Annotated in this window: 16 protein-coding genes and 1 pseudogene; 14 read left to right on the top strand and 3 right to left on the bottom strand. The window is 40.6% G+C overall.

All coding sequences use genetic code 11. From position 1 onward, the window contains the following. The first annotated feature begins 338 nt into the window (after positions 1-338). Complete coding sequence (locus tag HG267_RS28415; RefSeq protein WP_052335100.1) at positions 339-1,508, top strand: response regulator; 1,170 nt, start codon at positions 339-341, stop codon at positions 1,506-1,508. A gap of 30 nt (positions 1,509-1,538) precedes the next feature. Here HG267_RS28415 and HG267_RS28410 read toward each other — a convergent pair whose 3' ends face one another. Next, complete coding sequence (locus HG267_RS28410; RefSeq protein WP_045868733.1) at positions 1,539-7,913, bottom strand: hybrid sensor histidine kinase/response regulator; 6,375 nt, start codon at positions 7,911-7,913, stop codon at positions 1,539-1,541. Between the two features lie 266 nt (positions 7,914-8,179). On the opposite strand from HG267_RS28410, the gene HG267_RS28405 reads away from it, so the two are divergent. From HG267_RS28405 to HG267_RS28380, 6 genes are all read left to right on the top strand, one after another. Continuing rightward, on the top strand, positions 8,180-8,509 hold the full coding sequence (locus HG267_RS28405; protein WP_045868732.1) for an IS1 family transposase: 330 nt from the start codon (positions 8,180-8,182) through the stop codon (positions 8,507-8,509). Between the two features lie 294 nt (positions 8,510-8,803). Next, positions 8,804-8,935 carry a hypothetical protein gene (locus tag HG267_RS28400; protein WP_255325163.1) on the top strand — a complete coding sequence of 44 codons (132 nt, stop codon included), beginning with the start codon at positions 8,804-8,806 and terminating at the stop codon, positions 8,933-8,935. A 398-nt stretch (positions 8,936-9,333) separates the two neighbouring features. Continuing rightward, on the top strand, positions 9,334-9,930 hold the full coding sequence (locus HG267_RS28395) for a Uma2 family endonuclease (protein WP_045868731.1): 597 nt from the start codon (positions 9,334-9,336) through the stop codon (positions 9,928-9,930). A 229-nt stretch (positions 9,931-10,159) separates the two neighbouring features. Continuing rightward, positions 10,160-10,780 carry a Uma2 family endonuclease gene (locus tag HG267_RS28390; protein ID WP_045868983.1) on the top strand — a complete coding sequence of 207 codons (621 nt, stop codon included), beginning with the start codon at positions 10,160-10,162 and terminating at the stop codon, positions 10,778-10,780. A gap of 61 nt (positions 10,781-10,841) precedes the next feature. Beyond that, the gene (locus HG267_RS28385; RefSeq protein WP_045868730.1) at positions 10,842-11,189 is read left to right on the top strand and encodes a XisI protein; all 348 of its coding nucleotides are present in this window, start codon (positions 10,842-10,844) and stop codon (positions 11,187-11,189) included. Between the two features lie 58 nt (positions 11,190-11,247). Further along, positions 11,248-11,850, top strand: coding sequence for a hypothetical protein (locus tag HG267_RS28380; protein ID WP_045868729.1), 603 nt, complete (start codon positions 11,248-11,250; stop codon positions 11,848-11,850). Between the two features lie 179 nt (positions 11,851-12,029). Here the strand turns inward: HG267_RS28380 and HG267_RS28375 are convergent, their stop codons facing one another. Then, on the bottom strand, positions 12,030-12,608 hold the full coding sequence (locus HG267_RS28375; RefSeq protein ID WP_045868728.1) for a Uma2 family endonuclease: 579 nt from the start codon (positions 12,606-12,608) through the stop codon (positions 12,030-12,032). A 263-nt stretch (positions 12,609-12,871) separates the two neighbouring features. Here HG267_RS28375 and HG267_RS28370 point away from each other — a divergent pair, with 263 nt between their 5' ends. Together HG267_RS28370 and HG267_RS28365 are read left to right on the top strand one after the other, a co-directional pair. Beyond that, complete coding sequence (locus HG267_RS28370; RefSeq protein WP_155539049.1) at positions 12,872-13,453, top strand: hypothetical protein; 582 nt, start codon at positions 12,872-12,874, stop codon at positions 13,451-13,453. 105 nt (positions 13,454-13,558) lie between these two features. Beyond that, positions 13,559-13,831, top strand: a complete 273-nt coding sequence (locus HG267_RS28365) for a hypothetical protein (protein ID WP_263419984.1) — start codon at positions 13,559-13,561, stop codon at positions 13,829-13,831. 169 nt (positions 13,832-14,000) lie between these two features. Here the strand turns inward: HG267_RS28365 and xisF are convergent, their stop codons facing one another. Next, positions 14,001-15,545 (bottom strand): fdxN element excision recombinase XisF, encoded by a 1,545-nt coding sequence (gene xisF, locus HG267_RS28360; RefSeq protein WP_045868727.1) that lies wholly within the window; start codon positions 15,543-15,545, stop codon positions 14,001-14,003. A 252-nt stretch (positions 15,546-15,797) separates the two neighbouring features. Here xisF and nifS point away from each other — a divergent pair, with 252 nt between their 5' ends. From nifS to HG267_RS28335, 5 genes and pseudogenes are all read left to right on the top strand, one after another. Continuing rightward, the gene (gene nifS, locus HG267_RS28355) at positions 15,798-17,006 is read left to right on the top strand and encodes a cysteine desulfurase NifS (RefSeq protein ID WP_045868726.1); all 1,209 of its coding nucleotides are present in this window, start codon (positions 15,798-15,800) and stop codon (positions 17,004-17,006) included. Between the two features lie 132 nt (positions 17,007-17,138). Further along, positions 17,139-18,056 (top strand): Fe-S cluster assembly protein NifU, encoded by a 918-nt coding sequence (gene nifU / locus HG267_RS28350; RefSeq protein ID WP_045868980.1) that lies wholly within the window; start codon positions 17,139-17,141, stop codon positions 18,054-18,056. Positions 18,057-18,245: 189 nt separating this feature from the next. Next, on the top strand, positions 18,246-18,602 hold the full coding sequence (locus HG267_RS28345; RefSeq protein WP_045868725.1) for a group I truncated hemoglobin: 357 nt from the start codon (positions 18,246-18,248) through the stop codon (positions 18,600-18,602). 392 nt (positions 18,603-18,994) lie between these two features. Continuing rightward, positions 18,995-19,885: a nitrogenase iron protein gene (gene nifH, locus HG267_RS28340; protein WP_045868724.1), complete on the top strand. Its 891-nt coding sequence runs from the start codon at positions 18,995-18,997 to the stop codon at positions 19,883-19,885. A 151-nt stretch (positions 19,886-20,036) separates the two neighbouring features. Further along, a pseudogene (locus HG267_RS28335) lies at positions 20,037-20,834 on the top strand (nitrogenase component 1); the annotation flags it as partial. Positions 20,835-20,851 lie beyond the last annotated feature (17 nt).

Here is a 20,851-nt window from a genome sequence, read left to right as displayed (position 1 = left end):
GATGAGTCGGATTTTGCTTGAAATATTTTGAATCTCAAGTATTTATATTGAGGCAAGCTCTCAACAGAATTCACAAAAGCAAGTGTTAAAGCGTCTAATGAGAGAAATTTATAATACCAATACTTAAGGGTAATGATAAATAAACACTATAGTAAATCTATTCTCTTTTGGAAGAATTTCCGAGAAAATACGGTTAATTTACAACTATAAAAGTAAATAGTATTTATATACTGAAACACTTATTGAAGGCAGTAGCGATCGCCAATTGCCACACTACGTATAAAATAAAATACATTGTCTCATCACCAAAAACCCTCAATAATGACATCTAAGCACCCATGAATCTTGAAGAAGCAATCAAATGGGTAGACTCGACCCTAGAATCCAAAACAGGTAAAAAACTAACGATCCCGGAGAAAGAAATCCTCAAAGCCGCTTGGGAAAACGAACCCTACAACGCTGTTGCGGATAGCTTATATATGAGTGTGGGGCATATTAAAGATTTAGCCTCATTATTATGGAAACGTCTTTCAGATTTACTAGAAGAAAAAGTAACTAAAAATAACTTTCGCCATTTACTTTTAAAACAAACTGCTACCTCTACTCAGTCCTCTCTCAAAATTGCCGAAAGCGACACTTATCAAACTGAAGACCCAAAAGGCAATATTTTAATTGTTGATGACTTAATCGAAAACCTGCATTTTTTAAACGATATCTTAAGCAAACAGGGTTACAAAGTTCGCAGTGTCACTAACGGTAATATGGCATTACGAACTATCCGCAACAATCCCCCGGATGTGATTTTACTTGATATCAAAATGCCGGATATTGATGGCTATCAAGTCTGCTCAATTCTGAAAGCTGAAGAAGACACTTCAGATATTCCGATTATTTTTCTCAGTGCATTAAACGAGGTTTTTGATAAAGTCAAAGCTTTTGAAGTGGGGGGAGTAGATTATATTACCAAACCCTTTCAAACTGAAGAAGTTATCGCCCGTATTCAAACTCACCTGACTTTGCAACAGCAAAAGCGCCAGTTGCGACAAGAAATTGAAAAACATCAACAAACAGCAGAAATTCTCTACCAATCTCGCGCCCTCCTCGCCAGTTTGTTGAATAGTTCTAGAGATGGAATTGCTGCTATGCAAGCCGTTAGGGATATGGTAACTGGAGAAATTGAAGATTTTCGCTATTTATTAGTTAATCCTGTATTTGCCAAAATCTTGGGTAAGAAACGAGAAGAATTGACTAATAACTTAGGGCAGAAGCAAGTCTTAAATCAACTCATTCCCGGATTTTTTAAGCAGTTAGTACAGGTAGTTGAAACAGGAGAATCCCTGAAAAAAGAATTTTTTTGGGAAACCAACCTGCAAAAAAAAGGCTATGAATTGATAGCGGTGAAGTTGGGTGATGGCTTTTCGATGACTATACGCGAGACTAAAGATTATATGGATTTGGGAGAGGAGGGAATATGGAAGAATGCTCAACTAAATTATCAGAGTAAGTAGGGTGAAAAAATACTTATCTATCTTTGTTGGTTAATGTTTACCAATCAATGGTTCAGTTAAATACAAAATCTTTTCAAATTGAAATCTTTTCACCCAATCTTTGCAAGTCTGACGAACTAAAGCATGAGATTCAGGAACTAACCCTAGGATTTGCAAGACTAATTCTGCATCTGCATCAAGGGCAGCTTCATGCAAATTTATAATCCATGATTTTGGCATTTCTGCGAATAAATCCGTTAAATTTAACGGTTCTACAGTCACATTAGCACGATGAGATGGTTGCTCTTTTTCTTGATAAATATAACGAACTCCCAAATGTTTAGCCATCATCTCAAATATGGTTTCTGTGTAAAAAGGTTTGCGGACAAAATCATCGCAGCCAGCCGATAAAATTACGGTTTTTTCTTCTTCCCATGCACTAGCAGTCAAAGCAATAATGACAGTGGCTTGTCCTTTAGTTGTGCTTTTAATGCGTTTGGTGGCTTCATAACCATCCATCACTGGCATTCGCATATCCATCCAAATCAGATGCGGTGAATACTCATCCCAAATTTTAATTGCATCTTCACCATTATTAGCTGCTTGCACTGCAAAACCCAGGGGTTTGAGGAGTTTAACTAACAGTTGGCGGTTATAATCTTTATCATCCACTACCAAGATGCGATATTGAGGTTGGTTAGGAGCTAAGGCAATAATGCGATCGCTCTTCAATGGATTCTCAATTTCGCATTCATCAGCAATACTTACTGGTATATCAAATTTAAAAGTAGTACCAGAGGGAGTTTCACAGGTGGGGGAGCAAAAAGCTTGACTACTAATAACAGTAATTTCACCCCCTATCAAGCGCACAAATTCACGACTAATTGTTAATCCTAATCCCGTTCCTTGCTGTAATTGCTGTCCTGATGAGGTTTGCACGAAGGGCTGAAATAAATTCTCTAGTTCTTCTGCTGCAATGCCAACTCCTGTATCTTTGACTTCAAAGCTAATAGTTGTTTCTCCCCTATCTGTCTGCATATCTGCATTGATTGCCACTTTAACTGACACGCTGCCAGAGGAGGTAAATTTAATAGCATTACTGATTAAATTAATCAGTACTTGCCGCAATTTAATCTCATCTGTGCAGATATATTGGGGAACATTTTGGGCACAGTCAAATTGCAACTGCAAGTTTTTATCTTTGGCTTTCAATGCAAACATATCTTCGATATCAGCCAGTAAATAATACAAATCGAAGTTAGTTGTGGATAACACCATGCGTCCGGCTTCCACTTTCGACAAGTCAAGCACTTGGTTAATTAATGTCAACAAATGTTCTCCACTGCGATGAATAATTTCCAGATTCTCTTTTTGTCCAGTGGAGAGATTTGCATCCTGGTTCATCAGCTGAGAAAAGCCAAGAATTGCATTTAGGGGAGTTCGCAATTCATGACTCATGTTAGCCAGGAATGTGCTTTTAGCGTGGTTAGCAGTTTCGGCTGCGTCTTTAGCTTGTTCGAGTTCTGCTTCTATTTTTTTGCGTTCGCTAATTTCCTGTTCTAACCGCACATTTTCAATCAGGGTTTTCTCAGCTTGTTTGCGATCGCTAATATCTTGAAAGGCGGCGATCGCATATTCTACATTACCAGTCTCATCAAAAATTGGCGTGCTGGTGACTTCTAAGGGGACAATTGCGTCACTATAGTGTAGTTCCAAATCATCTGCCCTTGTTTTTTCACCACCCAGCGATCGCACGACGGGAAGCTGTTCTACTGGGTACATCTGATTGGTTTCGGCCCGATATATGCTATAGACTTGGGAAAGTTGTTCGACTTCCGCTTTTGGTAATTCTTGAATCTTCAGTAACTGCTGTGAAACTTGATTGGCGTAAACCAGCTTGCCTTTGGCATCGTGAACGGATATACCTAGAGGAATGGCGTTGAGGAATTTATTCAGTCTATTTTGCGTCGATTGAACTTGAGTATAAAGTCTAGCATTGTTAAGCGCGATCGCTGCTTGGGTCGAAAGCATTTGTATTACTTTAAGCCGATCAATTGTAAAAACTCCATCTGCGAGATTATTCTCTAAGTAGACAATCCCAATCAATTGCCCTTGATTCAGCAGTGGCGCACAGAGAATTGATTTTGGTTTGTATTTTTTAATATAATTATCTTGCGTAAATCTACCTTCACGGGCAACATTACTTTCAATCAATCCTTCTTGAGTTCTGGCGACATAGTAAATAATTGATGCAGGTAGACAGGTTTCGATAGGAGTCGATTGCAATACTAGAATTTGCTCAGAATTCGCCTCACCAGATGCTTCAACTCGTAATTCTCCCAGAGATTCTAAAATGAGGTAGCCAGTTTGTGCGCCAGCGCTAGATAGCAGAATTCGCATTAAAGTTGCGAGGAGTTTATCTAGTTCAATTTCACTAGCAATTGCGACAGCAGCTTTCATCAGTGCGGCTAAATCCAAAACTTCGCCTGCGGTACTACCAGAGGTATTAGGTATGCTGTGGCGTGAATCGAGGGATATATTGGTTTTGGTAAAGCGCTGCAAAAGTTGCGGATATTGCTGTTCTAAATCCTTAACTTTTGCGATCGCACCCCAACGCAGATAACAGTGATAAGCATTAATCAGATAACCTTGGGCAACTTGCGCTTTTCCCCAATTGAGGTAGAATTTAGCAGTCAATTCATTAGCCAAAGCTTCTTCATTCAGATAGTCATTTTCTTTGGCTAAGGTAATAGCGCGATCGTAGCAATCAATCGCTTGAGTATGTTCGCCCAAAACTCGATGCAATTCTGCCTGCACTAGATAGAATTTTTGCAAATGAGTCATCGGTGCAAAATGCGCCCATTTTTTAATATTTTTCAGCTTGGCTTTCACCTGCTTTTGGATGCGTTTTTGTTCCGATTTAGAAGCATCAGCATATATAGCTAAGTAAATTAAAGATATGTAGAAATCCGCCAGGGGTATACTACCAACAGCACTATCTTGAGATGCTTCCACTAAACGGGTATATTTCAGAGCTTGCTGATAATCTTGAAATAGATAGCCCAAAAATATTTTATAAAAATAGAGATAATGGCAAATATTTTGGGCATTTGCTTCCAGATGAATCGGTAGCATTTTATCTTCGTCATAGCTTTCACCGATTAAACGACAATTATCTTCAGCCTGCCCCATTAAATTTAAGATTAGCTGTCGATTGATTTGGATATAATAATAACCTGTTTCTTGTCCCAGTTGTTTAAGGGCGTTAGCATACATTGCCATTTCTGGTTCCAGCTTTGCTAATTCCTGTCCCAGAATGTATGCATGATGAGTGTATGAAGTTGCTGCATAAGCAGCGTATTCTACATCTCCAGTTTCCAAGCCAATTACATAAGCATCCCGCAAAGGTGTTAAGGTTTCTTTAAGATGCTCTTTCCAATGTTTAATAAAGAAATTAACAACAAAAAATACTCTCGATTTAAGTTCTTTAGCATTGAATTTATCCAGCAATTTCAGTGCTAGTTGACCAAATTTATAGCCAGATTCAATATCCCCGACAACTTCCCCTGAGAGAATCAATCCGTAAGTAGCATAAGCATAGCAGGAGGTAGCTGTATTACCATATTTAAGAGATAAACTGACCTGTTCAAACACAATTAAAGCAAAGAGTTCTGGTATTGCAAAATAAGCAGGTGCTACCATATCTGACAAAATCCGCATAACTGCCAATTTGTAAGGATCGGTCATTTCTGGTAGTTCGATTAATGATTCAATTTCTTTGCCTATAAAACTTAATCTTGTCTTTACTAATTTGAGTACAATATCTAATTTATTAGGCTTCTTGGGAAAGTTAATTCCCAACATTTTTAATACTGATAGTGCCGTATCAATTGCTTGTAGAGGATTATTTTGTGATGTATAAGCTTGGATTTTAACTTGATAAACTTTTACTTTATCTAACAACGAATTAGCTTTCTGTAGCACTATATTAGCTAATTTCTCCATTTCCTCAACATTACCACAAGAACTTGCTACCTCGGCGGCTTCTACATATAATACTAAAGTTAAATCATACTGACTTTGCCAACTATCTGCACTCAAGCAATTTCTGCTAATTCTGAAGTAATTACTAGCAGTTTTCCATGCGGCTGAAGCTTTCGCTTTTTTACCGGCAATGAGATTTAATTGGGCTAGTTTATCTCGTTCTATTTGAACATCAACTGATTCAATACCTAAGTTTAATTGATTGACAATATCAAAAATCTTTTGTTGCCGTAACTGTGGCGGAGTATTTTGTAATAAAAGCTGTCCAACTCTCCAATGGACATCTTGCTTTGCGTCGATAGGAATTAGGAAATAGGCGGCTTGTTGGATGCGATCGTGTGCAAACTTATAAGTAATTTTTAATTCATTATATTCTCTATCTGTTTGTAGAAACTTGTAGTCATCGCCGATAGGTAATATCAGTCCGGCTTGCATAGCATCCCATAATTCTTTAGCCGTTTCTTTTGGAGATTTTTCATTGATAACTGCCAAGTTTTTTAAATCAAAAGAGTTACCAATACAAGCAGCTAATTGTAAAACTTTTTGTGCTGACTCTGATAAGCGTTGAATCTTTTCTGTCATTAATTCAACAACATTATCAGTTATGCTACTATTGATAATTTTTTGTAAATCCCAAGACCAAATACCAGCATTGGTATCAAATTTGAGTAATTTATCTGTATAAAGTGATTTTATAAACTCCTTGATAAAAAAAGGATTTCCCTGTGTTTTATCCCAAATTAACTCAGCTAATTTCTGAATATAGATACAATTAGTCTTCAGCGTATCTGCGATAAATTCATTAACCTGATTGAAATTTAGGGGTGAAAGGGAGAGATGATTAACCACTAATCCCTGCTTATTCATTTCTGCTACAGTCAGCATAGCAGGATGAGTTGCACTGACTTCGTTATCTCGATAAGCTCCAATCAAAAACAGATATTGAGTATTAGCATGAGTCATTATCAACTGGAGCAATTGCAATGTAGCACTGTCTGTCCACTGTAGATCGTCTAGGAATATAACTAGAGGATGTTCTTTTTGACAAAATACTTGGATAAAGTTTTGAAAAACTAAATTAAACCGATTTTGAGATTCTGTAGGAGATAATTCGGGGATAGCAGGTTGTTTACCAATAATCAGTTCAACTTCGGGAATAACATCAATAATAATTTGTCCGTTAGCTCCTAATGCAGCTAGAATATTATCTCGCCACTGTTGTAATTGCAGTTCAGTTTCAGTAAGTAATTGTCGCACTAATTCTTGAAACGCAGCGACTAAAGCTTGATAGGGAATATCGCGATGAAGTTGATCAAACTTTCCGCTAATAAAGTATCCGCGTTTTTCAGTAATTAGCTTATAAAGTTCATGGACTAAAGCTGATTTCCCAATACCAGAGTACCCAGAAATTAGCATGAGTTCAGTTTGCCCTTGACTTGTGCGCTCAAAAGCAGTCAATAAACTCTCAATTTGCGATTCTCTTCCGTAAAGTTTCTCCGGAATTTGTAATTGATGAGAAATATCTTGACATCCTAAAGTAAATTTTTGGATAGCACCGTTTTGATATTGAGTCAGACAAGTTTTTAAATCTGCCTTAATTCCCCAAGTACTCTGATATCTTTCTTCGGGCATTTTTGCCATTAACTTCATGACGATATCAGAGAGATTTATGGGAATTTCTGGGTTAATTTCATGAGGCGCTAGCGGTTGTTTAGCAACATGACAATGGACTAATTCAAGTGCGTCATCAAAGTCAAAAGGTAGTTGTTTGGTTAACAATTCATAGAAAGTGACACCAAGAGAATAAAAATCGGTGCGGTAATCAATTACACGATTGATTCGTCCTGTTTGTTCTGGAGACATATAAGCTAATGTACCTTCCAGAACATTAGGGCTTTTTAGAGAGGGATTCTCTTGGGATAAAAAAGTAGATAGACCAAAGTCAATAATTCTTAATTGTCCTGTTTGCGGATTCAAGACAATGTTAGATGGATTGATATCTTTATGAATAACATTATTTTGATGAACTTTGCCTAAAATATCGGTGATTTCAATGGCAAGATGGAGGAACTCTGGCACAGAAAAGGAACGGTTTTGCAGCAGAATTTTTAAAGACTCTCCACCAAAATCCTCCAACAACATAAGGAGGGTATTCTGGTATTTTCTCAGTTCGTAGGCTTTAATTATTCCCTCTAAGTTAAGACTACGAGTGATTTCATATTCCTGCTGATAGCGGTAGATTTCGGCAGGTGTAGGATAATCCTCCTTAAGGAGTTTTAAAATTACGGGTTGCCGATTAGTATTAAATATGCCTCGATATACGAATGAATTAGCACTCTCGTAAATTTGGCTGACAATTGTGACATCTGGCAGTGAAATCATCTGGCGAGTAACAAAATAGCCTAAAAAGCTTATTAAATAAAGTTTATAGCAAGTTATGATTACAAAATATAGATTTATTTCTAAGTAAATCTATGTGTCTATAATGTTACCAATATTTTATCGCTCTAGGTTGTCTATTGTCTCAGTATAGGCAAAAAATTTTACTCTGGGTTTACAATCCGCTCTATCTCGATTGCTCCACGACATCACCATAGGAAAATACCCAAAAAATTTTCGATTTCAATAAACTTAGATGCGAAGTTGCTATGCAACAAGCTCTAAAGAAATGGCAACCACAGCCTAAAACTTATGGGATTGGATGTCCTAGGTGCAATTCCACTCAGCTTGTGAAAATTGGTAGAGTGGATGGCCTACAAAAATATGCATGTAGTGACTGCGATCGCACTTTTAAAGAAAGACCAAGGTTTGTGTGTGAATGTTTAATCCTAGGAACTCAGGTAAAGTGCCAATCATGTCCTCAGTTTAAGGAATTTTTAGGCATAGTCAAGCAGCAAACAGATGAATTGCGTTCTTTGAGCTTTCAGGAGTTAGAAAACCTCAAGTCTTCTTATACTGTGGCTGAAACGCTTGATTAATATAATTACTCAAGTACAATTCATAACCAAATTGTTTGAAGTCGCTACGTAACATCTAAATTTAACAGGGTTGCATCTCCAGGGAAAATTTATGCAACACTACTACCTCTACCATTAAACTGCACATTACCCTATCTCAATTGCTGTAGTCCTGTGATTATCTCTTCAGTTCCCCTATATCAGCCACTTCTAACATTTTGTTCTTTGCAAACATTCTACTCGCAAGCAATTGCTTGCAATGAACAAAAAAAAACTCAACTTTCGCTATCCTCAAATTAACAAATAACGGTGCTTATGGCTTACGAATCTTGGTCACAAGTGGTAATTCGCACAGTTCTGGAATGGGAAAAACGTAAAGCCGAGCAAAAATCTAACTCGGATATTCCAGAACAAGAAAAAACAAAGTCCAAAAACAAAACTGCCTAGTAACGATACTCAATGGCTGTAACAAAGTTGCTATCTCTGCATATTTTTTAATGTAGTCATTGAGTATTGATCATTTACTTAAGCTTGAAGTGATTGCCAGTAAATTTTATTAGCAAAAGCCTGTATAATTCTTTTTTTAGCAATCAGGAATTGTCTGGTTGCATGATTTTCTAGGGTTCATGTGCATGAAAATTTCTATTAACTATCAACTTTGTTCGGCTTTTATCGCAAATACAACCCCTTGATATAGGAGTGCGATCGCAATGGCGCATCAAGCCCATGCCATAATAATTTTGACTTCCCCTGTGCGGCACTAGCTCTCCCAAAAAGAAGTTAAAATCGAATGATTGTCCAACAAAGCTGATTAGTTCTCATCTGGAAACAGACTGGAGACTTTTATGACCCCAGCAACCATAGTAACACCTATAAAAGAATCACCCTTGTTGTTTGAGGGATTGACTTGGAGAGAGTTTAAAGCCGTTGAGCAGTTGTTAGACCGTCCAGGATATCGGCTGTCTTTCCTGGATGGTGTTTTGGAGATACGCAGAATGCCTGGAGAACCTCACGAAACTGTTAAAAAAAGAATTGCGGCATTGGTGGAACTGTATTTGCTAATGGCAGGATTTGATTTTACCCCAACTGGCTCAATGACTTTGGAAAGTGAAGCTGGTGCTGTCAAGCGTGAGGCAGATGAATCTTATAAACTGGCTCCAGGTCGAGTGCGTCCAGATTTGGTGATTGAGGTGGTGTTTACCAGTGGTGGTATCGACAAGCTAGAAGCATATAAGCGGTTAAAGATTCCGGAGGTATGGTTGTGGGAAGATGGTGTGTTAGAAGTCTATCATCTGCGCGATGAGGGCAATGCGCTTCACTATGAAAGAGTTACCAATAGTGAGGAATTGCAAGGGATTGATCTAGATTTGTTATTACGCTGTATTAATATGGTGAATCATGTGGATGCAATCAAGACTTTTCAACAGGCATTGGTGAAATAGCAATCTGTTATTTGGTGCCAAAAACTCTATTCTGCTTCTGCTCCCAATACAACCCCTTCATACAGTAGTGCGATCGCTACGCCCACTGCAGGCATCGCCAATTAAAATTCGATGCTGGATAGAGTAATCATATCTTCCTCAGTTGTACTTAATCCTGGTGGAAAAGCTGTCTGCATTCCCCTAGATTAGAGATAATATTTCTATGGTTTTAAGTAATTCTTTATCATCTATGACCCAAGCCATACCCAAGCTAGTAACCTTTGAGGAATTTGTCGATCGCCTACGTGAAAATTCTGGGGTACGCTACGAACTACATAATGGGGAAGTCGTGGAAATGGCACAACCAGTAGGGGAACATGAAGAAGTTAAAGGGTTTTTAGGTATCGAAATTCCTTTTGAAATCAAACGTCTAGGACTCCCTTACATTGTCCCGAACCAAGCGATAGTTAGACCTCCCGAAAAAGATTCTGGTTACTTTCCAGATTTGTTGGTGCTAAATCGTGCAAATCTGGGAAATGAACAATTATGGAAAAAAGAATCTATTGTCAGTAATGGTGCATCAATACCTTTGGTAATTGAGGTTGTATCAACTAATTGGCGGGATGATTACCACTTAAAATATGCTGATTATGAAGAGATGGGTATTCCCGAATACTGGATTAAAGACTATGCGGCGTTGGGTGGACGTAATTTTATCGGTAACCCCAAACAACCTACAATCTCTGTCTGTAACTTGGTGGATGGAGAATATCAGATCAGCAAGTTTCGAGATAGCGATCGCATTGTCTCCCAAACCTTTCCCGAATTAAATCTCACCCCGATCCAGATTTTTCAAGCTGGTTTGCTGTAGCGTTGAAATTCATATCCGTAAAAATAATTGTTTACGATATTGAATGAGAGCAAATTTCACTATGGAAGGAGTGACGGATAAATTAACCAACTATCAGCAAATAGTACAGCAATTGTTGATGGGTTACGCTCTAAGTAAGCCAGCTTACGGTGAGATTGAGGTTGAGACTATTTTTGATACGCAGCGAAATCACTATCAAATTGTGCATCTAGGTTGGCAGCATAAGCGCTGGGTGCATGATTGTGTAATACATCTTGATATTCGCAACGATAAAATCTGGATTTTTTACAATTCAACGGAGCATGATATCGCCGCAGATTTAGTCGATTTGGGTGTACCAAAACAAGATATTGTGCTAGGTTTTCATCCTCCTTTCATGCGGGAAATGAGTGACTATGCTGTGGGCTAAAAGCAGAAGGATGAAAGAGGCGATCGCGCTAGCTTGAAAACAGATTGGGAAAACTTTTATGCCTTATAGTAAATTTACTCTGAGTAAAGCCGTAGAAGATTTTCAACTGACGATTGTTGAAGGCGATCGCTTTTTACCAGAAATTTCCCCAGTCAATCCAAGTTCTTTGCTCAAAGATACCTTGAAAGACACCCTACCTTGGGCTGTTGCAGTGGGTAGTGAAAAAGCGCGTTCTGAAGGCATTATCAATCCTGTTTTACTAGAAGTCAAACGTCAGCTTCATGGACAAATTAGCGTCTTTTCCGGCGAAGAGTTCAACGTACAGCCAGAGGTTGATTTGACGGGTTATGTCGATTTTCTGATTAGTCGCTCTCCAGAGCAATTGTATATTAAAGCCCCGGCGGTGGTTTTGGTGGAAGCGAAGAAAGAAGACCTCAAACCAGGACTGGGACAATGTTTAGCCCAGATGGTAGCTTCCCAACGCTTTAATCAACAGAAGCAGCAGCCAATTTCTACAATTTACGGAACGGTGACGAGTGGTACAGTTTGGCGCTTTCTCCAACTTGAAGGACAAACTGTAACCATTGACTTGAATGATTATCCACTACTACCAGTTGAGCAAATTTTGGGCAAACTTGTTTGGATGGTACAGAATGGCTGAGGATTGCGATAAGCGAAGCTTAAGCCTTATGGAGAGAGAGGCTACGCGGAGCTTGCTTCCCCGTAGGGGTATGGCTATCACAATTGTTGGGGGAGGAAGTAGCGATCGCTCCCTCAACACTCCGAATAGTTTATGCGTATTATTTTATACATAATTGACCCACCACTTTGTCAAGTAATCTATTCTGCTTCTGCTCCCAATACAACCCCTTCATATAGATGTGCGATCGCAATTTCAAATTCAATGCTGGATAGGGTAACTATATCTCCCTCAGTGTAGGGATAGTAAAGCCACATTCTTCCCTCCCCCCGACAGTAGCGTTCGACAGAGATTTTTTCGGAATTTATCAATAAATATTCTTGCAAAGAAGGCATTTGGAGGTAATTAGTGAATTTCTCTCCCCTATCTTTGCTACTTGTACCAGGAGAGAGAACTTCGACAATTATTTTTGGGTTTTGAATAAATTTACGAGCATTGAGGTCTTGAGGATCGCAACTGACAACAACATCAGGATAATAGTAAGCACTTGTAGGTGTCAGTTGCACTTTTACATCAGACACATTTACTCGGCAACCTCTAGCACGTAAATGTGGACGTAAAGCTGTGTAAAAATTCAGTGCAATGTCATTGTGGGGAATTGTACCACCTGTCATGGCAAATACTTCGCCGTTAACATATTCGTACCGAAGGTCTTGCTGGGATTCCCATGCAAGATATTCCTCGACGGTCATTTTTGGCGGTTGTTGGGAGGCTACCATAGCAAAATTTTTCGAGTTTGTTTTGATTTTAGCTTGGAGCTTAGGGAGACAAGCGCAAACTGCTTTACCTTGGATGCTTTTGACGCTATGGATTTGGTGATTTACAGTGCGATCGCTTGGTGATTTACCGAAATTACCCGCTATATTGGTCGTTACAGATAATTTCGATGCATATTCATATTAAATTGTCAATGGCAGTATCCTATGCATTTTCGATATGCTGGATCTAGAAAAGCAATCAGCAGATTTGCTAGGAGGTATGTTTGACAAAGACCAACTTTCCTTTATCTATATGGTTAAAACAGCAGCGTAGAGTCTTTGGCGGTATGCTATTGGCGATCGCCATCACAGGCTGTAGTAACTCTGGCACATCACAACTATCTTCTGTGAATAGCCCATCGGTTGCCAATATCTCAGACACATCTAGTCCAACTTCCTCACCAGTCTCTCCTACACCAAACACTGCTGATAGCCAGCTTGAGCAAGAAGCAGTCCAAGTTATTCGTGACTATTACAGTGCGATCGCTCGTCACGACTATAAACAAGCCTACTCAACTTGGTCAGGAGATGGCGCTGCTAGTCAACAATCATTTGAGCAGTTTCAGCAGGGTTTTGCTAACACCGCATCTGTTGCTGTAGAAGTTGGAGAACCAGGTAGAGTAGAAGGGGCAGCAGGTTCACTGTACATTAATATTCCGGTTACTGTTACTGCCGTCACTGCTGATGGAACGCCGCAGCGATTTCGCGGTAACTATGTGTTACGGCGAGTTAATAATGTTCCTGGCTCAACTCCAGAGCAGCGTCTATGGCATATAGACTCAGCGAAGATTACTAAAGCTAATTAGGGAACTCTTACCCAAAAGGTTAAATAAACTATGTTCAAACTCACTCCGAAATTTTCTGTCGTACTTATCACGATTACGGCGCTAGTACTGATATGTTTGCAGTTCTTGGGGAACAACTCTGTTCTATCTGAACAGTCAGATGTACAGTCTCATAAGCAGTCAACAGTTGTTGCAACTGCCGCCCTTCCCCCTAATCTTGTACCTGCCGTACTAGGAGGTAAACAAGTTTATGTTCTGTATGTAACCCGCTCTCAAGATACGGTTTTAGTGCGTTGTTACCCTGGTTATGAACCAACAATCACGCTTCGCGCAATGGGCAGTAATCCCAAAGCCCAGACACAGAAAGAAGGGGTGATGATTTGCCGTCCTTCAAGCTAGAAAATTAGGCGTTGCTGATTGATGGGATGATTTTTGTCTCACGCAAAGGCGCAAAGGCGCAAAGAATCGACTTTCAGCTTTTTCCAGAAGTCTGAATTCATCCCGCAAATATGCAACGCCGAAAATTAATTTTGAATTTTGAATTTTGAATTTTGAATTCACGGCAGTACTAGTACTGATACTCAATGGCTGTGACAAAGTTACCATCTACACAGATTTTTTTAACGCAACCATTGAGGATTGCTCTTTTATCTTGAGCATTAAGTCCTTGCCAGTAACTTTTATTAGCAAAAGCCCGGATAATGCGTTCTTTAGCAATCAAGGATTCTCTAGATGCATTATTGATTGCTCCCAGTGCGATCGCAATTTGTTCTTTGAGGTCATTTTTGATTTGTTCGATGGCTGAACTTGGTGGTAAGGTTTCCAGATTATTCAGTGATGCGCGGAGAGTTTTGACTTCTGGGGGTTCCTCGATAATAATTGGCTCATCTGTTTCTACTAAGTTTGCTAACCGTTCGGCTTCTTGCGCCAATAAATCTACAACTTGGATATCTAATATTTTCGAGGAAATCATAGTTTTATTACTACAATTGCCAGCTTTATACAAACGGCACTGATAATAATAGATAGCTTGTCCCTGCTTATCTACTCGTTTTGCATGGCGCGTCATTGAGCCTCCACAATGAGCGCACTTAATTAAATTAGAAAATGGGTTGATTTCGTTATCTTCTCTAGAAGCCCATCGGTTATGGCGATTACTGCGGATCATTTGTTTTATTTGTTCATGTTCAGCGCAGGTAATGATGGCTTCATCGTCGTGGGTTCCCCATTTCACCTTCCACTCGTCAAAATGCTTGCGCTTACCTTTTGATTTCACATAAGTATCAAAAGGTAAACCTCCTGCATAAACAGGGTTAACTAATAATGCTTTTAAACCTGGAATTGACCATCTCAAACCAGACCAAGGATAACGCAAGGGGTGGTTAGCTTTAGCTGGTGTAAAGACAATTTTATCTAAGTCATCATCGCTGATAATTCGTGAAGATTTCTCTGGTTTATGCCAATCAAAAGCTTTTGTTTCTATGCCAAAATCTGAGTGCAATTTACGCACAGTAGCCGCAACTGAACCGCATTCAAAAAAAGTATTGAAAATATATCTAGCTACATCAGATATAGTTAATTCTCTTCGCCCTTGTAACAAGCAAACGCATGGAGAGTCATCGCGTACATATTTATCTTTGTCGATACGGTATCCTAATGGTGCAACTCGGTGACTTTTCCCTTGGGTTACCCGATGACGGCGTTCGCTCTTTAACCTCTCAGTTACCATTCTGACCTCAAATTTGGCAGCAGCAAGCAACATATCAATAGTTAATTCCCCACCCAAACTGTCTGGATCAACTCCTTGATCTAAAGCTATGAGTTTAATTCCCTTGGAACGCAATACTTCCAACAATGAATAAAACAAACGTGATGATGAACCGATCCGATCAATCCGGGTAAATTGCAGAGATACTACCTTACCCTTTGCACATGTCTTCAAGTCATGAATTAATTGTTGTAGTCCTTCCCTAACTTCGGTTGTCCGTGACTGAATATCCCAGTATACTTTTGAACATCCAGCATTTTGCAAGCGTTCTATTTGTTTACGCAACGCACCTTTATCTGTTTGCTGCTCCTCACCGCTAACCCTTGCGTAACCCCAACTTTCCATAAAAGCGTATAGACACAACCTTTATTATATTTGATAGTGGATACTTCTATTCAGAGAAGTTCTCTGAGCAGTTGCAAAAGCGTCAACCCCAAGTGAAGTATGAGGGATAAAGTAGGAAGGATGAAGTATTAAACTTCGAGTTAAGAACCTGGAATTTCGAGTTTCAGCCTTCATTCTTCTCCTGAGGAGACGCTACGCGAACACCCTTTACCCTTCATCATTGATAATTCATAATTCCTAAATTTAAAACCAATGCAAAACAACTGCATCTATCTCGATAATAATGCCACCACGAAGGTAGACCCAGAAGTTGTAGAGGTGATGTTGCCCTACTTAACGGAATATTACGGCAATCCCTCTAGTATGCATACCTTTGGCGGACAACTTGCCAAAGCAGTGAAAACAGCAAGAGAGCAACTTGCAGCCCTTCTGGGAGCAGATGAGTCGGAAATTGTTTACACTAGTTGCGGTACTGAAGGTGATAATGCAGCTATTCGCGCTGCACTGTTGGCACAACCTGACAAACGCCACATTATTACTACTCAAGTTGAACACCCAGCAGTACTCAATGTCTGCAAACAATTAGAAACTCAAGGTTATAGTGTTACCTATCTTTCGGTAAATCGTCAGGGGCAATTGGATCTCAATGAGCTAGAAGCTTCCTTGACAGGTAACACTGCCTTGGTAACGATTATGTATGCCAACAACGAAACTGGCGTGGTTTTCCCAATCGAGCAGATTGGATTGCGAGCGAAAGAGCATGGTGCTTTATTCCACGTCGATGCGGTGCAAGCAGTAGGGAAAATCCCTCTGAATATGAAGAAAAGCACCGTAGATATGCTTACCCTATCCGGTCATAAAATCCACGCTCCCAAAGGTATTGGCGCTTTGTATGTGCGGCGCGGCGTGAGATTCCGTCCCTTCTTACTTGGTGGACACCAAGAACGGGGACGGCGTGCGGGAACAGAGAACGTTCCAGGGATTATTGCTCTTGGCAAAGCTGCCGAACTGGAAATGTTACATTTAGAAGAGGCGACTAAGAGAGAAAGAAGGCTGCGCGATCGCCTAGAACAAACCTTACTCGCTCAAATTCCTGATTGTGAAGTTAACGGCGATACAACGCAGAGATTGCCCAACACAACTAACATCGGCTTCAAATACATTGAAGGAGAAGCCATTCTGCTACTGCTCAACAAATACGGTATCTGTGCCTCATCCGGTTCAGCTTGTACTTCTGGCTCTTTGGAACCTTCCCACGTCTTGCGGGCGATGGGCTTACCCTACACCACTTTACATGGTTCCATCCGCTTTAGCCTTTGCCGCTACACCACAGAAGCCGAAATTGATCAAGTAATTGCGGTTATGCCAGAAATTGTCGAACGTTTGCGCGCCCTTTCTCCCTTCAAAAATGATGAAGCGGGTTGGTTGCAAGCGCAGGAACAAACACTGGCTCATCGTTAGGGATAAGGGACTGGGGACTAGGGACTGGGGATTAGGAAGATGCTCCCAATGCCCAATCCCCATGCCCAATCCCCAATTACCCATTCCCCAATACCCAATACCCAATCCAAATTCGCAAATCTAAAATCGGCCATGTGGGACTACACAGATAAAGTATTAGAATTGTTTTACAATCCCAAAAATCAGGGAGTTATCGAAGAAGTTGAGCAAGCTGGAGTAAAAGTAGCGACTGGGGAAGTAGGTAGCATTGCTTGCGGTGATGCTTTGAGACTACACCTGAAAGTTGAAGTCGCCAGCGATAAGATTCTTGATGCACGCTTTCAAACTTTTGGCTGCACAAGTGCGATCGCATCTTCCAGTGCTTTAACCGAAATGATTAAGGGCTTAACCTTAGATGAAGCCTTAAATGTCTCCAATAAAGATATTGCAGATTACTTGGGTGGATTGCCAGAGGCAAAGATGCATTGCTCTGTGATGGGGCAAGAAGCGCTAGAAGCCGCTATTTATAATTATCGCGGCATTGCGCGAGATGTTCATGATGACGATGATGAAGGAGCGCTAATTTGTAGCTGTTTTGGCATCAGCGAATCCAAGATTCGGCGCGTGATTCGGGAAAATAACCTCACTGATGCAGAACAAGTAACAAATTATGTAAAAGCTGGTGGCGGATGCGGTTCCTGTTTAGCGAATATTGATGATATTATTAAAGAAGTTCAGCAAGAAGCCGCTACACCTGCAATCAACAACTACGGCGTGAAAGTTGCAACCGATATTGCTACTGGTAAACAATCACAACTCGGACTCACAAATGTGCAGAAAATTGCACTGATTCAAAAAGTCTTAGACGAAGAAGTCAGACCAGTTTTGATTGCTGATGGCGGAGATGTTGAACTTTATGATGTAGATGGCGATCGCGTCAAGGTTCTGCTTCAAGGAGCTTGTGGTTCTTGTTCTAGCAGTACAGCAACTCTCAAGATTGCTATAGAAGCCAGATTGCAAGATCGTGTCAGCAAGAACCTGATAGTTGAAGCCGTCGAGCCATTCCTCTAAAAATTACGCACTGCTCAAATACACCTATTGTGCATCAGCTAAGACACAGAAAGTAGGATTTGACATCAATAGTTCGCTTCGCATCAATGAATTCAGTCCTACCGACAACAGACAGCTAAAGCACATAGGCAAGTATACAACGCCTAATTGCGAATTCCATAATCCAACTCGCTTCAAAGGAATGAGGATATGAGCGCACTGTACGAAAAGATTGGTGGACAAGCAACTCTCGATAAAGTAGTTGCAGATTTGCACAAACGCATTCAAGCAGACAGCAGTGTGAATACATTCTTCGCTAAGACAGATATGGCGAAGCAACGTGGTCACTTTGTTGCTTTCGTAGCTCAGTTACTGGAAGGGCCAAAGCAATATGCAGGTCGTCCAATGGATAAAACCCACACAGGTATGAATATCCAGCCCCAACACTTCGATGTAGTTGCTAAACACCTCAGTGATGCAATGGCTGCAAACGGAGTATCTGCTGATGATATTAGCGCTGCAATGGCTCGTGTCTCAAATGTCAAAGCCGCTATTTTGAATAAGTAATAGGACTCTCAAGTTGATTGTTGACGAAGACATCAAATGAAGTATGAAATGTTAGCCTTTATTCTTTAACCTTCATCCTTCACAGTCCAGTCCTACCAGGTGTTTATCTCTGACTCACAAGTATTTGAAAAGTGCGTAATTACCTTTGTTAATAGTCATTTTTCATGGCTATTAACAAAGAATAAAAGAAAAAAAATTTAATTTGACCGAGGAACGATCAATGTCTGTACTACCGATAGTTTTTGCTGTGGAGCGATCGCCTCCGGCTGGTAATCAATACCAATGTCTCTGGCGACGTTCTACACAAACTCACTCTGAGCATCAACAGGTGTGAGACCCAACGCAAAAAAGCAAAAGACCCACCAACCAACCAATTGCAGGAAACACGAACCATGACTGACGAAAACATTAGACAGATAGCTTTCTACGGTAAAGGCGGTATCGGTAAGTCTACCACCTCCCAAAACACCCTAGCAGCTATGGCAGAAATGGGTCAACGCATCATGATTGTAGGTTGCGACCCTAAAGCTGACTCCACCCGTTTGATGCTCCACGCTAAAGCTCAAACCACAGTTCTTCACTTGGCTGCTGAACGCGGTGCAGTAGAAGACTTGGAACTCGAAGAAGTAATGTTGACCGGTTTCCGTGGCGTTAAGTGCGTAGAATCTGGTGGTCCAGAACCCGGTGTAGGTTGTGCTGGTCGTGGTATCATCACCGCTATTAACTTCTTGGAAGAAAACGGTGCTTACACAGACCTAGACTTCGTATCTTACGACGTATTAGGTGACGTTGTGTGCGGTGGTTTTGCTATGCCTATTCGTGAAGGTAAAGCACAAGAAATCTACATCGTTACCTCTGGTGAAATGATGGCGATGTATGCTGCTAACAACATCGCTCGTGGTATTTTGAAATATGCTCACTCCGGTGGTGTGCGTTTAGGTGGTTTGATTTGTAACAGCCGTAAAACTGACCGGGAACACGAACTCATCGAAACCTTGGCAAAACGGTTGAACACCCAAATGATTCACTTCGTACCTCGCGACAACATCGTTCAACACGCAGAATTGCGTCGGATGACTGTTAACGAGTACGCTCCTGACAGCAACCAATCTCAAGAATACCGCGCATTAGCTAAGAAGATCATCAACAACGACAAACTCACCATTCCAACACCAATTGAAATGGATGAATTAGAAGCACTGTTGATCGAATACGGTATCCTCGACGACGATTCTAAGCACGCAGATATCATCGGTAAGCCTGCAGAAGCTTCCGCTAAGTAAGCAAAGTTTTAGGAAAAGGGAACATCTACATCAATTCCCTTTTACCTTTGATCTAATTTTTATCCCCCACGGGGACGCAGAGTCCCCAACCCCATAGGGGAAATCCCCTACCCTAAATATCCCGGTTCCTTAGGAGCAAGAGAGACTAGAAATGACTCCTCCAGAAAACAAGAATATCGTTGACGAAAGAAAAGAACTAATTAAAGAAGTTCTCCAAGCCTATCCCGAAAAAGCAGCTAAAAAACGGGAAAAGCACTTAAATGTATACGAAGAAGGCAAGTCTGACTGCGGCGTTAAGTCTAACATCAAATCTCTACCTGGTGTAATGACCGCTCGTGGTTGTGCTTATGCAGGTTCAAAAGGTGTGGTTTGGGGCCCTATTAAGGACATGATCCATATCAGCCACGGGCCTGTAGGTTGCGGTTACTGGTCTTGGTCTGGTCGTCGTAACTACTACATTGGTACAACTGGTGTTGACACCTTTGGTACCATGCACTTTACCTCCGACTTCCAAGAAAGAGACATCGTTTTCGGTGGTGACAAGAAACTCTTAAAGCTGATTCAAGAACTCGAAGTACTTTTCCCCCTCAGCCGTGGTGTTTCTATTCAATCTGAATGTCCCATCGGTTTGATTGGGGATGACATCGAAGCCGTAGCTAAGAAAGCAGCTAAAGAAATCAACAAGCCTGTTATTCCTGTACGTTGCGAAGGCTTCCGTGGTGTTTCTCAGTCCTTGGGTCACCACATCGCTAACGACCAAATCCGTGACTGGGTATTCCCCAGAGCCGACCAAGCTAAGAAAGACGGTACACTGCCTTTCGACTCTACTCCTTATGACGTAGCTATTATTGGTGACTACAACATCGGTGGTGATGCTTGGGCTAGCCGGATTCTATTAGAAGAATTAGGCTTACGTGTAGTTGCTCAGTGGTCTGGCGAGGACGCGGTATGATTAACAAAATTTTT

The sequence above is a fragment of the Tolypothrix sp. PCC 7601 genome (assembly GCF_025677855.1).
Lineage (GTDB): Bacteria > Cyanobacteriota > Cyanobacteriia > Cyanobacteriales > Nostocaceae > Aulosira > Aulosira diplosiphon.
Note: the sequence above shows the minus strand (reverse complement) of the source record. Positions and strands in the feature narration are given on the sequence as shown.